Consider the following 13,972-nt stretch of genomic DNA (forward strand, 5'->3'; position numbering starts at 1 on the left):
GCTCCCCGGCTAGGACCCCGGCAGGGACGGCAAACGCCCCCGGTCATCGGGACCTCAGACAACGCGATCGGGATCAAGCGGCCGCGGTGCCGCTCTGAACCACTTCGCGCTGGTCGTAATGGCCGCAAGACCCGCAGACGTGGTGCGGACGCTTCAGCTCGCCGCAGTTCGGGCACTCGTTGTAGGCCGAGGTCGGCAGAGCGTGGTGCGAACGCCGCATGTTGCGCCGCGACTTGGAGGTCTTCTTCTTCGGAACAGCCATGACCGTAAACTCTCTTCATTGGAAAGGGCGGCCCGAACAGGGGCCGCCCAGCGCGAGCGGCATTCAATAAGGCAAATGCCCCCAAAGGGCAAGCCCGAACAACCCCCTTTTCACACAGGAAAGACCACTCATTGGAGGGGGCGAAATCCTTTGTGAAATCCTCGGGCACCGCGGGGGTCAGCTCCGCGATTTCAACTGCTGCAGCACGGCGAAAGGGTTCGGCTTCTCGGGCTCCTCCACCACCGCCGCCTCGTCCGGACCGTCATCATACCCTTCGAACGCGACGCCAGGGGCCTGGGGATAGGGGTCGAGGCCCAGCGACAGATGCTGCGCCGCCAGCTCGCCGATGTCGATTCGGTTGTTCTCCATCGGCTCGGGACTCTCCTCGTCCGACAAAGACGGGTCGATATCGATCTCCAGCCCCGGATCCTCGATCATCGACTCCGGCGCGAACAGCGCCTCGAACGATTCGCTGACATGGGCCGGCACCGGTTCCAGCGAGACGACACAGGTCTGGACCACGTCGGCCTCCAGCGTGCCGGACACGCGGATCATCTGGCCGCCGCGCACCGCGCGCAGCCGCACGGTCGCGGTCAGGCTGCCGATCTCCTCCAACTCCAGCCGCTCGGCGAGCGCGCGCCGCTCCGCCTCCGTCGCCTCGATGGTCTCGGTCACGTCTGCGCGCCGCACGGCGTCGGCATTGACGATTCGCGAGAATTCAGGGGCCGGCATGGCGCGGTTCTCAGGGCTCATGGCGAAAGACTTTCTGATCGGAAAACAGCGGCGGGCGACCGGGCGCCCCATTCCTTCTGTCACATGCAGCCGCGGACGGCGAAAGGCAAGCCCTCAGACGCCGCGCGGACACGGCATCCACATGGATCCATATAGATATAGAGTGCAGCCATCATGCCGGCACCGGAGCGAAGCGGGCCTCGCCCCGCAGCAGCGTCTCCAATGCGAGCGCATCGAGCGTCGCCGCCGACGCGCGGACATAGGCGGCCATCGCGGCGAGCGCGCCGTCCGGCACCGGGTCGACCGTGCCGTACAGGTTGTTGTCGAGCGCGACCTCCAGCCTCCGGTCGCCGGTTTCGGCCAGCGCCTCGTCATAGGCGCGGATGCGGCCGGCCATGCCGCGGGCCATGGTCTTGACCCGGCGGGCGATGCCGCTGTCGCCGGCCCCCATCTCCATCAGCGACTTCTCGAAATCGTCGACCATGGTTTCGTAGAGGCGCCGGGACAGCGCGGCCGCCTCGCCCCCCTGCCCCTTCAGCCGGCGCATGACCAGGAACAGATGCAGGGCCATCATCTCGAACCGGCCGTCCAGCGTATCGGGCACGCCGAGCACACGATAGAAGCCAGGTTCGCGGGCCTGGCCGACCACCGCGGTGAACAGGCCGGCGACCGCCGCGGCGATGCCGGCCGACCCGCCGCCACCGATACCGCTCCCAATCCCCAGGCGGCCCATCAGCCGGCCGATGATGCTGTCCGACACGAACGGATCCCCTCTCCCGACTCGGAGTCTCGTTGACAGGGCGAAGCGCCCGGTGCGATTGTCCGGAATTGCGTGGACGGTCGTCCGCTGCCGGCGCCGTCCGCCCCGCCGGCTCCATCATAGCCCGAGCACCATGACCAGATCGAACTTTTCCGCTCTCCGCACCGCCCTGCTGGGCAGCGCCCTGCTCGCCGCCACCGCAGCGGCCGGCTGCTCGCCCACCGTCGCCACCCGCGGCAACCTGACGGACCCGGAACTGGTGGCCGAACTGCAGCCCGGCCAGAGCCGCCGCGACGATGTCGCCGCTGTGCTGGGCACGCCGACCTCGGTGGGCACCTTCGATCCGAATGTCTGGTACTATATCGGGCAGAAGACCGAGAAAACCGCCTTCTTCGAGCCGGAAGTGACCGAGCGCCGAGTCGTCATCGCCCATTTCGACGATGCCGGCATCCTGCGCCAGCTCAAGACGCTGGATAAGTCGAACGGCAAGGACATCGACCTTGTCGAACGCACGACGCCCACCTCGGGCCGCGAGATGGGCTTCCTCGAGCAGATGATGGGCAACGTCGGCCGCTTCTCCGCCAAGGACGCCAAGGGCAAAGGCCCGGGCAGCTGATCGGACCGGCTTCGGTGAGTACTGCCGAAACCGACCTGCGCCATATGCTGGCCGCCCTGTCGCTCGCCGCGCGCGGGCTGGGGCGGACCTGGCCCAATCCGGCGGTCGGCTGCGTGCTGGTCCGCGACGGTTCCGTGATCGGCCGCGGCTGGACCCAGCCGGGTGGCCGTCCCCATGCGGAGACGGAGGCGCTGGCCCATGCCCGCGCCCTCTCCGGCGGGGCGGCGGGCGCAACCGCCTATGTCACGCTGGAACCCTGCAACCATTACGGCAAGACACCGCCCTGCGCCCTGGCCCTGGTCGAGGCGAAGGTGGCGCGCGTGGTCGTCGCCTGCGGGGACCCTGACCCGCGGGTCGCCGGCGGCGGGCTGGCCCGGCTGCGCGACGCCGGCATCGCCGTCACCATCGGCCTGTGCGAGGCGGAGGCACTGGCCCTCAACGAGGGCTTCTTCAACCGCATCACGCTGGGCCGCCCACTGGTCACCTGCAAGGTCGCCAGCACGCTGGACGGCCGCATCGCCACCCGCAGCGGCGAGTCGCAATGGATCACCGGCCCGACCGCGCGGGCCTGGGGCCATCGGCTGCGCGCCAGCCATGACGCCATCCTGGTCGGCATCGGTACCGCGCTGGCCGACGACCCCGAGTTGACCTGCCGCCTGCCCGGCCTCGAAGACCGCAGCCCGGTGCGCGTGGTGGTCGACAGCGGCCTGCGCCTGTCCCCGACCGCTAAGCTCGCCACCGGTGCCCGTCGCATTCCGACCTGGGTCGTCACCCGCTCCGCCCCCGATGCCGCCCGCGCCGAAGCACTCGAAGCCCTCGGAGTGGAGGTGATCCAGGCCGCCGCCGGTCCGGACGGCCGCGTCGATCCTGCCGCCGCCCTCGCCGCGCTGGCGTCCCGCGGCCTGACCCGCGTTCTGGTCGAAGGCGGCGCCACGCTGGCCGGCGCGCTGTTCGGCGCCGGGCTGGTCGACCGGCTGGAATGGTTCCGCGCCGCGTCGCTGATCGGCGGCGACGGGCTGCCGGCGGTCGCCGGCTTCGGTGTCGAGGCGCTGGCAGCCATGGCCCGGTTCGAACGCACCGCCGTCCGTGCCGCCGGGGCCGACCTCGCCGAAGGCTACCGCCGGGTCGAAAGCTACCGCCGGGTCGCACCGGCGGAAACGGCCTGACCGGATATGTTTGGCCGACGCAACAGACCGTTGCGTCCCACGCGGCATCGCGCGCGCTTCCCCTGGCCGTGAAACCTGCTAAATTCGCCGCATGTTCACCGGAATCATCACCGATGTCGGGCGCGTCCGGGCCGTAGAGCGGCAGGGCGACACCCGGTTCACCATCGAGACCGCCTTCGACACGGAGACGATCGCGATCGGGGCGTCCATCGCCCATAACGGCGTCTGCCTGACGGTCATCGAAAAGGGACCAGGGGTCTACGTCATCCAGGCGTCAGGGGAGACCCTGTCGAAAACGACGCTCGGCGGCTGGGAGCCCGGCACTCGGATCAACCTGGAACGCGCGCTGAAGGTCGGCGACGAGCTGGGCGGCCACATCGTGTCCGGCCATGTCGACGGCGTCGGCCGGCTGCTGTCGATCCGCCCCGACGGCGAGTCGCTGCGCCTGACCTTCGAGGCGCCGGACAACCTCGCCAGATACATCGCCTCCAAGGGCTCCGTCGCCATCGACGGCGTGTCGCTGACCGTCAACGAGGTCGACGGCAACCGCTTCGGCGTCAACATCATCCCCCACACCCAGACCGCCACCACCTTCGGCGGGCTGAAGGAGGGCGATGCGGTCAATCTCGAAATCGATATGCTGGCGCGCTACGTCGCCCGGCTCGCGGGGCAGGAATGACGTCCGAGTTTCACAACTACCTGTCGACCGCCGAAGAGATCATCGAAGAGGCGCGTCAGGGCAGGATGTTCATCCTGGTCGACGACGAGGACCGGGAGAACGAGGGCGATCTGGTGATCCCCGCCTCCTGCGCCACGCCGGAAGCGGTGAACTTCATGGCCAAGCATGGGCGCGGCCTGATCTGCCTCACCATGGACCGGCCGAACATCGAACGGCTGCGCCTGCCGCTGATGGCGCAGCAGAACGCCTCGCGCCACCAGACCGCCTTCACGGTGTCCATCGAGGCGCGCGAGGGCGTCACCACCGGCATCTCCGCCGCCGACCGCGCCCGCACCATCGCGGTCGCCATCGACCCGGCGTCGGGTCCGCAGGATCTCGCCACCCCCGGGCACATCTTCCCGCTGCTGGCGCGCGAGGGCGGCGTGCTGGTGCGCGCCGGCCATACCGAGGCCTCGGTCGACATCGCCCGGCTGTCCGGCCATTCCTCGTCGGCGGTGATCTGCGAGATCATGAACGACGACGGCACCATGGCCCGCCTGCCGGACCTGGTGCAGTTCGCCCAGTTCCACGGGCTGAAGGTGGGCACCATCGCCGACCTGATCGCCTACCGCCGCCGCACCGAGACCATCGTCGAGCAGGTGCTGGCCGGCAATCTCGACAGCAGCTACGGCGGTCGTTTCCAGAGCTACGTCTACATCAACAAGATCCAGTACGCCGAACACATCGCGCTGGTGCGGGGCGACATCTCCGGCGACGAGCCGGTGCTGGTGCGCATGCATGCCCAGTCGGTGCTGGACGACGTGCTGGGCGACCGCAACTCCGGCCGCGGCAACGACCTCCATGCCTCGATGGAACTGATCGCCAGGGAAGGCCGCGGTGTCGTCGTGCTGCTGCGCGAGCCGAACCCGAACGGCCTGTCCACCGTCCTGAAGGCCCGGCTGGAAGGCCAGGCCAGCAGCGCGCCGGAACTGCGCGATTATGGCATCGGCGCGCAGATCCTGCTGGATCTGGGTGTGCGCAAGATGGTCCTGCTGTCCAACCGCAAGAAGCCGATCATCGGGCTGGAGGGCTACGGCCTGACCGTGGTCGGCCATCGTGCGATCACGCCGGGCGCCGCCGATCCCGGTGACGACTGAGGGTTACGACTGAGGACAAGACCGCCGCCGGATGACCGACACGCCCCACATCATGGTCGTGGACGCCCGCGTCCATGAGGACATCGCCGAGGAGCTGGTGCGTGGCGCCGTCGCGGAGCTCGACCGCGCCGGGGCCACGCACATCCGTTATGGCGTGCCCGGCTGCCTGGAGCTTCCGGCGGCGATCATGTACGCCATCCGCTCGATGGATTTCTTCACCGCCCGCAAGCGCTTCGACGGCTATGTCGCGCTGGGCTGCGTGATCCGGGGCGAGACGACACGGTACGACACGATCTGTGCCGAAAGCGCCCGCGGCTTGCAGGATCTGGCGCTGCGCTACAGCCTGGCGGTCGGAAACGGCATCCTGAATGTGGAAAATCGCGAGCAGGCCTGGGCGCGGGCCACCGTCGGATCGGTCAATATGGGGGGGCGCGCCGCGCGGGCCTGTCTTGACATGATTGACCTGAAGCGCAAATTCCGCCTCTATCCGCGCTGATCCCGGCATCTCCCCTTTTTTAGCGACTGCATGACCATGAGCAACGACGACGCGGGCAGCCCCGTGACACCCGAACGCGCCCCCGGCGAATCCAAGGGCGGGAAAAGCAAGTCCCGCAAGAACAAGACCGGCGGCGGCTCGGCCAAGGCCCGCCGCAAGGCTGCCCGTCTGGCCGCGGCCCAGGCGCTCTACCAGATCGACCTCGCCCAGGCGCCGGTCGAGAATGTCGTCGGCGAGTTCGTTGCCCACCGGCTGGGCGAGGAGATCGACGGCGCCAAGTTCGTCTCCGGCGACCCGCAGCTGTTCGCCGACATCGTCCGCGGCGCCACTCACCGCCGGGCCGAGGTCGACGGGGTTCTGGGCGCCGCGCTCGACCCGCGCTTCCCGATCGAGCGGCTGGAGCTGCTGCTGCGCGCCATCCTGCGGGCCGGCGCCTATGAGATCGCGGTCCATCTCGACACCCACCCGCGCATCCTGATCAGCGAGTATGTCGATGTCGCCCGCGCCTTCTTCTCCGGCCGCGAGCCGGCGATGGTGAACGGCGTCCTCGATCATGTGGCCCGCGCGCTGCGCGCCGACGACCTCGCCAAGCCCGACCCCGACCGCAGCCCGGCCGACGAGTGAGCCGGGAGCCCTCTCCCCACCAGGGAGAGGAGCAACAGGCGTCCCCACCAAGAGCACGCCCAAGACCATGGCCACCAGCACCACCGGCGAGTTCGGCCGCATAGCCCGCTTCTTCAAGCCGCTCGCCGCCGGTTTCGCCGGGGCCCGCGGCCTGCGGGACGATGCCGCCGTGTTCGGCGTGCCGGAGGGGCGGGAACTGGTGGTCACCACCGATGCCATGGTCGCAGGCGTCCATTTCTTCCCCGACGACGCGCCCGGCGACATCGCCGCCAAGCTGATGCGCAGCAACCTGTCCGACCTCGCCGCCATGGGGGCGGAGCCACTGGCCTACACGCTGGTGACCGCCCTGCCCCGCGGGCTGCCGGACTCCTGGCTGGAGGCGTTCGCCGCCGGCCTGGGCGCGGATCAGCAACAGTTCGGGATCGCGCTGGCCGGGGGCGATTCGGTGTCGACCACGGGTCCGGTCACCCTGTCGGTGACCGCCTTCGGGCTGGTGCCGGCAGGCCGGGCCCTGCCGCGCTGGGGCGGGCGACCGGGCGACCGGGTCTTCGTCACCGGAACCATCGGCGACGCCGCGCTGGGGCTCGAGATCGCCTATGGCCGGCTCGACCTGCCGGACGAGGAAGCCAGCGGCCATCTGTTGCGCCGCCTGCGCCGGCCGGACCCGCGCACCGGCATCGGCCCCCGCCTGATCGGGCTGGCCGGCGGCGCGCTCGACGTGTCGGACGGTCTGGTCGCCGATCTGGGCCATCTGTGCGAGGAGTCGGGCTGCGCCGCCCTCCTGCAGGCCGATGCGGTCCCGCTGTCGGACGCCGCCCGCGGGGCCATTGGCGGCGACCCGGCCCGGCTGGCGCTGGCGATCACCGGTGGCGACGATTACGAACTGCTGTTCAGCGCGCCCGAATCGGCGCGGGACGCCCTCGCCGCCCTGTCGGCCGCCGGCGGCGTCGCCATCACCGAGATCGGCTTGCTCCTCCCAGGGGAGGCCGGCGCCGTCACCGTCCTCGACGGCACGGGCACGGCCCTGCCGCTGACCCGCCGCGGCTGGGACCATTTCTGACCCCGCTTGCGCCTTTGCCATCGGTCCCTATGACACCTTAAGACAATGGAAAGCATCCGCGTCGCAGGGTGCGGCTTGGTGTTTTGCGAAGGTGTGCTGCGGTGGTCAAGGCCCTGATCGTGCTCGTGCTGGGCATCGTGCTGCTGGGCGGCGCCAGCGTCGGCGGCTGGTTCGCCTATCAGAAATACTATGTAGACCGGCAGGACGAGCCGAAGAAGGTCGAACCGCCGCCCAAGCCGCCCACCGCATTCGTCCGGCTGCCGCCGTTGGTGGTGCCGATGATCGGCCCGTCCCGAGTCGAGCAGTTCGTGACCGTCGTGGTGGCGGTCGAGGTGGTTCTGGAAAAGCAACCGATGGTCCAGGCCAACCAGCCGCGCCTGACCGATGCCTTTCTGACCGCGCTCTATGGCGGCATCGCCGACCAGTCGATCCTGAAAGGAGCATTGGTCAATATTCCTGCCGTAAAGGCCAAATTGGTGGAGGCTGCCGGCAAAATCGTGGGCAAGGATGCGGTGCAGGACGTTCTTGTCCAGGCGGTTACGCAGCGCAATCTCTGAACGCTTCTCCCCCCACACGCATTCGGCACCCATTGTGCGGTGCAGAAGCGCAGCGGTACCGACAAAGGTCAGTACCACCCCTGGCCATTTCGCCGCGCTGCCATTGACGGTGCGGCGGTTGCAAAGCGCTGCCGCGGGGGGCATGCTTTTTCCGACAATACTTGCGCCCGACTACTCCCTCTCTTCGCAGACATCGGGAGACAGCCTTTCCGGGGCGCGACCTTAAAATCAAACGGGGGATGCGATGGCTTTAGCGTTCATCGTCATCATCGCCGCCGGCCTGCTTGCGCTGGCCTACGGTTTTCGCACCGGAAAAGAAGTCATGGCCGCATCGCCGGGATCCGAACGGATGCAGGCCATCGCCGCCGCGGTGCAGGAGGGGGCGCGTGCCTATCTGAACCGCCAATACACCACCATCGCCATCGCCGGATCCGTGCTGCTGGTCATCCTGTGGGCGACTCTCGGCTTTCCGGTCGCGCTGGGCTTCCTGATCGGCGCCGTGCTGTCGGGCAGCGCCGGCTACATCGGCATGAACGTGTCGGTCCGCGCCAACGTCCGCACGGCGGAGGCGGCGACCCGCGGGCTGGCGCCGGCGCTTGACATCGCCTTCAAGTCGGGCGCCATCACCGGCATGCTGGTGGTCGGGCTGGGGCTGCTGGGAGTCGGCGGCTATTTCGGCGTCCTTACCCTGATCTACCGCGTCAACGACCCGGTGGAGGTGCGCACCGTGCTGGAGGCGCTGGTCGCGCTCAGCTTCGGCGCCTCGCTGATCTCGATCTTCGCGCGGCTGGGCGGCGGCATCTTCACCAAGGGGGCCGACGTCGGCGCCGATCTCGTCGGCAAGGTCGAGGCCGGTATTCCGGAGGACGACCCGCGCAACCCGGCGGTCATCGCCGACAATGTCGGCGACAATGTCGGCGACTGTGCCGGCATGGCCGCCGACCTGTTCGAAACCTACGCCGTCACCATCGTCGCCACCATGCTGTTGGCGGCGATTTTCTTTTCCGGCGGGGTTTTGCGGCTGATGCTGGTCTATCCGCTGCTGATCGGCGCGGTCTGCATCCTGGCCTCGGTCGCCGGCACCTTCGCGGTGAAGCTGGGCGCCGACAACGCCATCATGAAGGCGCTCTACAAGGGGCTGGCGGTGGCGGCCGGGTTGTCGCTGGTGCTGATCCTGATCGTCACCGCGATCCTGTTCGGCTTCACCCGCGCCATCGTCATGGCCGACGGCACGGCGATCACCGGGTTCAACCTGATCGTCTCCGCCCTGGTCGGGCTGGGCGTCACCGGCCTGCTGGTCTGGATCACCGAGTACTACACCTCGACCGCCTTCCGGCCGGTGCGCAGCGTCGCCAAGGCGTCGGAGACCGGACACGGCACCAACGTCATCCAGGGGCTGGCGGTGTCGATGGAATCGACCGCCCTGCCGGTGATCGTGATCTGTGCCGGCATCCTGATCGCCCATGGCCAGGCCGGAGTCTTCGGCATCGGCATCGCCGCGACGACGATGCTGGCGCTGGCCGGCATGGTGGTGGCGCTCGACGCCTATGGGCCGGTCACCGACAATGCCGGCGGCATCGCCGAGATGGCAGACATGCCCGCCAACATCCGCGTCACCACCGATGCGCTGGACGCCGTCGGCAACACCACCAAGGCGGTGACCAAGGGCTATGCAATCGGCTCGGCCGGGCTGGCGGCGCTGGTGCTGTTCGCGGCCTATGTCCAGGATCTCGGCCACTATTTCCCCAACGTACCCGTCGAGTTCCGGCTGAACGACCCCTATGTCGTGGTCGGGCTGCTGGTGGGCGGGCTGCTGCCCTACCTGTTCGGCGCCATGGGCATGACAGCGGTCGGCCGTGCCGCCGGATCGGTGGTGGTCGAGGTGCGGCGCCAGTTCCGCGAGATCCCCGGCATCATGGAGGGAACCGCCAAGCCGGACTACGGCCGTGCCGTCGACATGCTGACCCGGGCCGCGATCAAGGAGATGATCATACCGTCCCTGCTGCCGGTGCTGGCCCCGGTGGTGCTGTACATGGTCATCGCCGCCATCGGCGGGCAGGCCGCCGGCTTCGCCGCACTCGGCGCCATGCTGCTCGGCACCATCGTCACCGGCATCTTCGTCGCCATCTCGATGACCTCGGGCGGCGGCGCCTGGGACAATGCAAAGAAATACATCGAGGAGGGCAACCACGGCGGCAAGGGGTCCGACGCCCACAAGGCGGCGGTGACCGGCGACACCGTCGGCGACCCCTACAAGGACACCGCCGGCCCGGCGGTAAACCCGATGATCAAGATCACCAACATCGTGGCGATCCTGCTGCTGGCGATCCTGGCGCAGTATGGATGAAAGGTTGGGGCGGGGAGCATAGCGAATTCAGCTGCTGCCCCCGCCCCAATGGAACTTACACCCCCGGCGAAGCCTCCGGAGCCAGCTGCTCCACGAACTCGTTGAAGTCCGAGGCTTCGCGGAAGTCCTTGTAGACCGAGGCGTAGCGGATATACGCGACCTGATCCAGGGTCTGCAGGGCCTCCATGATCTTCTCGCCGATCTGCTTCGACGGGATCTCGCTCTCGCCGGAGGATTCGAGCTGGCGGACCAGGCTGTTCACCACCCGGTCGATGCGGTCGCCGTCGATCGGGCGCTTGCGCAGCGCGATCCGCATCGACCGCAGCAGCTTCTCGCGGTCGAAGGGTTCGCGCTGGCCGTTGCTCTTCACCACCGTCAGCTCGCGCAGCTGGACGCGTTCGAAGGTGGTGAAGCGGGCGCTGCAGCTCGGGCAGAAGCGCCGCCGGCGGATCGCCGAGTTGTCCTCCGTCGGGCGCGAGTCCTTGACCTGGGTGTCCTCGTTTCCGCAGAACGGGCAGCGCATCTCGTGGTTTCCCCGTGGATTACAGCGTGGGCGATCACAGTGTCGGGTAGATCGGGAACTGACGGCACAGGCCGCGGACACGCTCGCGCATCGCCGCCTCGACCGCCGTGTTGTCGCCGGAGTTGCTGGCGGCCAGCCCGTCCAGCGTCTCCACGATCATCTCGCCGACCTGTTTGAACTCGGCAACGCCGAAACCGCGGGTGGTCGCCGCCGGGCTGCCCAGACGGACGCCCGAGGTGATCATCGGCTTCTGCGGATCGAACGGCACGCCGTTCTTGTTGCAGGTCATGCCGGCATGCTCCAGGCTGGCTTCCGCCGCCTTGCCGGTCAGGTTCTTCGGCCGCAGGTCGACCAGCACGATGTGGCTGTCGGTGCCGCCCGACACGATGTCCAGCCCGCCGTCGATCAGCGTCTTCGCCAGCACCTGGGCGTTGTCGACCACCGCCTGGGCATAGGTCTTGAACTCCGGACGCAGCGCCTCGGCGAAGGCCACCGCCTTGGCGGCGATGACATGCATCAGCGGGCCGCCCTGGAGGCCGGGGAACACCGCCGAGTTGATCTTCTTGGCGATGTCTTCCCGGTTGGTCAGCACCATGCCGCCGCGCGGGCCGCGCAGCGTCTTGTGGGTGGTGGTGGTGGCGACGTCGGCATAGGGGAAGGGGTTCGGGTAGACGCCGCCGGCGATCAGGCCGGCATAGTGGGCGATGTCCACCATGAAGTAGGCGCCGACCTCGTCCGCGATGGCGCGGAAGCGCTGATAGTCGAGCACGCGCGGATAGGCGGAGCCGCCGGCGATGATCAGCTTCGGCTTGTGCTCGCGCGCCAGCGCCTCGACCTGATCGAAGTCGATCAGGTGGTCGTCCTTGCGCACGCCGTACTGAACGGCCTTGAACCACTTGCCCGACATGTTGGGCGCGGCGCCATGGGTCAGGTGGCCGCCCGCGGCCAGCGACATGCCGAGCACGCAGTCGCCCGGCTGCAGCAGGGCCAGCATCACCGCCTGGTTGGCCTGGGAGCCGGAGTTGGGCTGCACGTTGGCGAAGTCGCAGCCGAACAGCTTGCAGGCGCGCTCGATCGCCAGCGTCTCGGCGACGTCGACGAACTCGCAGCCGCCGTAGTAACGCTTGCCCGGATAGCCTTCGGCATACTTGTTGGTGAGGACGGAGCCCTGCGCCTCCAGCACCGCCTGCGAGACGATGTTCTCGGACGCGATCAGTTCGATCTGCTCCTGCTGGCGCACCAGCTCGTCGCGCACCGCGCGGGCCAGTTCGGGATCGGTCTCGGCGAGCGAGGCGGCGAAGAAGCGGCCGATCTCGGCGGCGTTGGTGGTGGTCATGGCGGGAGGCTCCTCATCGAAGGCATGAAGCGGTCCGGCAAGGATCGGACAGGTCGCTCCAAACGGGTCGTACCGGGATCTTTCGCGCCCCGGTTGCGGGCCTTGCGGCCGAGTTCGTCAGGTTCGCGGACGGGCTTCAGCCCATCCCGGCAAAATGGGCGTCAGCCCATCTTGGCGATGCGGCGGCTGTGGCGCTCGCCGCCTTCGAAGCCGGCTTTCAGGAAGACCTCGACGCAGTCCTTGGCGATCTCCGGACCGACGATGCGGGCGCCCAGCGCGATCACGTTGGCGTCGTTGTGCTCGCGCGACAGGCGCGCGGTCGTGACGTCGTGGACCAGCGCGGCGCGGATGCCGGGATGGCGGTTGGCGGCGATGCTGATGCCGATGCCGCTGCCGCAGATCAGCACGCCGCGCTGCGCCCGGCCGTCGGTGACGGCAGCGGCCAGGGCCGCGGCGAAGTCCGGGTAATCCACCGAGGCCGGACCGTCGGTACCGAGATCGAGGACGGTGTAGCCGGCACCTTCAAGTTGCCGGGCGATCTGAGCCTTCAGCTCATAGCCGGCGTGGTCGGAGGCGAGCGCTACGGTGCGGACGGTCATGACGGCGGAAACTCCGGTGCGTGCAGTACGGATACGGTAACGGATGCTGCGGCAAAAGACGCCGGAACCCTACCAGATGTCGATGCGAACCGCCACTGCCACACCATGACATGGATGCATGGCAATGTTGGGAATGACGAGGCCGGGAACGGCGGTGACCCCCGGGCCGATTACGCTCTTCCCCTCCCGGCATCCCCGATGCCACAGCACCACGCCCCTGCTTCTGTCACGGCTCCTGCCCCGACATCACGAAAGTTTAGACACGGATTTCACCTCTTCGTTGTCGAGCTGGCCAAACAAGGGAGATAGCCGATTCGTTATAGGACGAGGCAATCGGCCAATTGCCGCACCGGGGTCGGCGGAAAATCCAAAGCCGGGTCTTACTAGACAGCCCTTAAAGGCGCGGCACAGCCACAACCGGCGGACGGTTTTCAGCGAAGGCTGATTTATGCCGTATTCCTTTGTTCTGATCGACAAGAGCAACTAATTTGCCGCTTGCCGAATTTATATTGACACCCAAATCACGGTATGCAACTTGGTTCCTACGGACAAATGAAAAACCAGGACACAGTGCAATGAGCGACCAGCTTCGCGCCGATGTACCGGACAATGCGCTGCTGCGGATGACCGCCGACATCGTATCGGCGTATGTCAGCAAGAACGTATTGCCTGCTCAGCAAATCCCCGACGTGATCAATACGGTCTATTCGTCGCTGACCGGCCTGAATGGTCAGCCGCGTGAAATCGCGGCGGAGCCGCTGAAGCCTGCCGTTCCGATTCGAAAGTCGGTCACGCCGGAATACATCGTCTGCCTGGAAGACGGTAAGAAGCTGAAGATGCTGAAACGGCACCTTCGCTCGACCTACAACATGTCGCCGGACGAATATCGGGTCCGTTGGGGACTTCCGCCCGATTATCCGATGGTTGCACCGAATTATGCCGCGCAGCGTTCGGAATTCGCCAAGCGCATCGGCCTGGGCCGCAGTTCCGGCCGCCAGACCCGCCGCAAGGCCGGCTGACTCCGCATCGTCCGTATGCAACGCGGGCCGGTTCCCCTGGGAACGCGGCCCGCGCGCGTG

16 protein-coding genes are annotated in these 13,972 nt (G+C 67.9%); 10 read left to right on the forward strand and 6 right to left on the reverse strand.

Annotated features, from left to right (window positions below; genetic code table 11):
- Positions 1-73 precede the first annotated feature (73 nt).
- From rpmF to ABMY26_RS22975, 3 genes are all read right to left on the reverse strand, one after another.
- Entirely contained in the window at positions 74-262 is a 189-nt protein-coding gene (gene rpmF, locus ABMY26_RS22965; RefSeq protein ID WP_012973646.1) for a 50S ribosomal protein L32, read from the reverse strand.
- Positions 263-439: 177 nt separating this feature from the next.
- A complete protein-coding gene (locus tag ABMY26_RS22970; RefSeq protein ID WP_372396947.1) occupies positions 440-1,015 on the reverse strand; it encodes a DUF177 domain-containing protein in 576 nt (191 codons plus the stop codon).
- Between the two features lie 151 nt (positions 1,016-1,166).
- On the reverse strand, positions 1,167-1,754 hold the full coding sequence (locus tag ABMY26_RS22975; RefSeq protein ID WP_372396948.1) for a ubiquinol-cytochrome C chaperone family protein: 588 nt from the start codon (positions 1,752-1,754) through the stop codon (positions 1,167-1,169).
- A gap of 133 nt (positions 1,755-1,887) precedes the next feature.
- On the opposite strand from ABMY26_RS22975, the gene ABMY26_RS22980 reads away from it, so the two are divergent.
- The 9 genes from ABMY26_RS22980 to ABMY26_RS23020 all read left to right on the forward strand — a co-directional run bounded on the left by ABMY26_RS22980 (position 1,888) and on the right by ABMY26_RS23020 (position 10,435).
- Positions 1,888-2,370, forward strand: coding sequence for an outer membrane protein assembly factor BamE (locus ABMY26_RS22980; protein WP_372396949.1), 483 nt, complete (start codon positions 1,888-1,890; stop codon positions 2,368-2,370).
- Positions 2,371-2,384: 14 nt separating this feature from the next.
- Positions 2,385-3,536 (forward strand): bifunctional diaminohydroxyphosphoribosylaminopyrimidine deaminase/5-amino-6-(5-phosphoribosylamino)uracil reductase RibD, encoded by a 1,152-nt coding sequence (gene ribD, locus ABMY26_RS22985; RefSeq protein ID WP_372396950.1) that lies wholly within the window; start codon positions 2,385-2,387, stop codon positions 3,534-3,536.
- A gap of 91 nt (positions 3,537-3,627) precedes the next feature.
- Positions 3,628-4,215 (forward strand): riboflavin synthase, encoded by a 588-nt coding sequence (locus ABMY26_RS22990; RefSeq protein WP_372396951.1) that lies wholly within the window; start codon positions 3,628-3,630, stop codon positions 4,213-4,215.
- The gene (gene ribB / locus ABMY26_RS22995; RefSeq protein WP_372396952.1) at positions 4,212-5,351 is read left to right on the forward strand and encodes a 3,4-dihydroxy-2-butanone-4-phosphate synthase; all 1,140 of its coding nucleotides are present in this window, start codon (positions 4,212-4,214) and stop codon (positions 5,349-5,351) included. The genes ABMY26_RS22990 and ribB overlap by 4 nt, the downstream gene beginning before the upstream one ends.
- 31 nt (positions 5,352-5,382) lie before the next feature.
- Positions 5,383-5,847 (forward strand): 6,7-dimethyl-8-ribityllumazine synthase, encoded by a 465-nt coding sequence (locus tag ABMY26_RS23000; protein ID WP_045580556.1) that lies wholly within the window; start codon positions 5,383-5,385, stop codon positions 5,845-5,847.
- Positions 5,848-5,883: 36 nt separating this feature from the next.
- Positions 5,884-6,471: a transcription antitermination factor NusB gene (gene nusB, locus ABMY26_RS23005; RefSeq protein WP_372396953.1), complete on the forward strand. Its 588-nt coding sequence runs from the start codon at positions 5,884-5,886 to the stop codon at positions 6,469-6,471.
- Between the two features lie 67 nt (positions 6,472-6,538).
- Complete coding sequence (gene thiL, locus ABMY26_RS23010; protein WP_372396954.1) at positions 6,539-7,531, forward strand: thiamine-phosphate kinase; 993 nt, start codon at positions 6,539-6,541, stop codon at positions 7,529-7,531.
- Positions 7,532-7,632: 101 nt separating this feature from the next.
- Positions 7,633-8,088, forward strand: a complete 456-nt coding sequence (locus ABMY26_RS23015; RefSeq protein WP_045580559.1) for a hypothetical protein — start codon at positions 7,633-7,635, stop codon at positions 8,086-8,088.
- A gap of 244 nt (positions 8,089-8,332) precedes the next feature.
- Positions 8,333-10,435 (forward strand): sodium-translocating pyrophosphatase, encoded by a 2,103-nt coding sequence (locus tag ABMY26_RS23020; protein WP_372396955.1) that lies wholly within the window; start codon positions 8,333-8,335, stop codon positions 10,433-10,435.
- Between the two features lie 55 nt (positions 10,436-10,490).
- Here ABMY26_RS23020 and nrdR read toward each other — a convergent pair whose 3' ends face one another.
- The 3 genes from nrdR to rpiB all read right to left on the reverse strand — a co-directional run bounded on the left by nrdR (position 10,491) and on the right by rpiB (position 12,893).
- Complete coding sequence (gene nrdR / locus ABMY26_RS23025; RefSeq protein ID WP_045580561.1) at positions 10,491-10,958, reverse strand: transcriptional regulator NrdR; 468 nt, start codon at positions 10,956-10,958, stop codon at positions 10,491-10,493.
- Between the two features lie 34 nt (positions 10,959-10,992).
- On the reverse strand, positions 10,993-12,294 hold the full coding sequence (gene glyA, locus ABMY26_RS23030) for a serine hydroxymethyltransferase (protein WP_372396956.1): 1,302 nt from the start codon (positions 12,292-12,294) through the stop codon (positions 10,993-10,995).
- A gap of 161 nt (positions 12,295-12,455) precedes the next feature.
- Entirely contained in the window at positions 12,456-12,893 is a 438-nt protein-coding gene (rpiB, locus tag ABMY26_RS23035; RefSeq protein WP_372396957.1) for a ribose 5-phosphate isomerase B, read from the reverse strand.
- 575 nt (positions 12,894-13,468) lie between these two features.
- On the opposite strand from rpiB, the gene ABMY26_RS23040 reads away from it, so the two are divergent.
- Entirely contained in the window at positions 13,469-13,912 is a 444-nt protein-coding gene (locus ABMY26_RS23040) for a MucR family transcriptional regulator (RefSeq protein WP_045580563.1), read from the forward strand.
- The last annotated feature ends 60 nt before the right edge of the window (positions 13,913-13,972 follow it).

The sequence above is a fragment of the Azospirillum sp. HJ39 genome (assembly GCF_041507355.1).
In the GTDB taxonomy this organism is placed as follows: domain Bacteria; phylum Pseudomonadota; class Alphaproteobacteria; order Azospirillales; family Azospirillaceae; genus Azospirillum; species Azospirillum thiophilum.

Bases quoted from the DNA above. Each gene is read 5' to 3' on its own strand.
- rpmF (WP_012973646.1), bottom strand. From the start codon at position 262: ATGGCTGTTCCGAAGAAGAAGACCTCCAAGTCGCGGCGCAACATGCGG.
- ABMY26_RS22970 (WP_372396947.1), bottom strand. From the start codon at position 1,015: ATGAGCCCTGAGAACCGCGCCATGCCGGCCCCTGAATTCTCGCGAATC.
- ABMY26_RS22980 (WP_372396949.1), top strand. From the start codon at position 1,888: ATGACCAGATCGAACTTTTCCGCTCTCCGCACCGCCCTGCTGGGCAGC.
- ABMY26_RS22990 (WP_372396951.1), top strand. From the start codon at position 3,628: ATGTTCACCGGAATCATCACCGATGTCGGGCGCGTCCGGGCCGTAGAG.
- ribB (WP_372396952.1), top strand. From the start codon at position 4,212: ATGACGTCCGAGTTTCACAACTACCTGTCGACCGCCGAAGAGATCATC.
- ABMY26_RS23000 (WP_045580556.1), top strand. From the start codon at position 5,383: ATGACCGACACGCCCCACATCATGGTCGTGGACGCCCGCGTCCATGAG.
- nusB (WP_372396953.1), top strand. From the start codon at position 5,884: ATGAGCAACGACGACGCGGGCAGCCCCGTGACACCCGAACGCGCCCCC.
- thiL (WP_372396954.1), top strand. From the start codon at position 6,539: ATGGCCACCAGCACCACCGGCGAGTTCGGCCGCATAGCCCGCTTCTTC.
- ABMY26_RS23020 (WP_372396955.1), top strand. From the start codon at position 8,333: ATGGCTTTAGCGTTCATCGTCATCATCGCCGCCGGCCTGCTTGCGCTG.
- nrdR (WP_045580561.1), bottom strand. From the start codon at position 10,958: ATGCGCTGCCCGTTCTGCGGAAACGAGGACACCCAGGTCAAGGACTCG.
- glyA (WP_372396956.1), bottom strand. From the start codon at position 12,294: ATGACCACCACCAACGCCGCCGAGATCGGCCGCTTCTTCGCCGCCTCG.
- rpiB (WP_372396957.1), bottom strand. From the start codon at position 12,893: ATGACCGTCCGCACCGTAGCGCTCGCCTCCGACCACGCCGGCTATGAG.
- ABMY26_RS23040 (WP_045580563.1), top strand. From the start codon at position 13,469: ATGAGCGACCAGCTTCGCGCCGATGTACCGGACAATGCGCTGCTGCGG.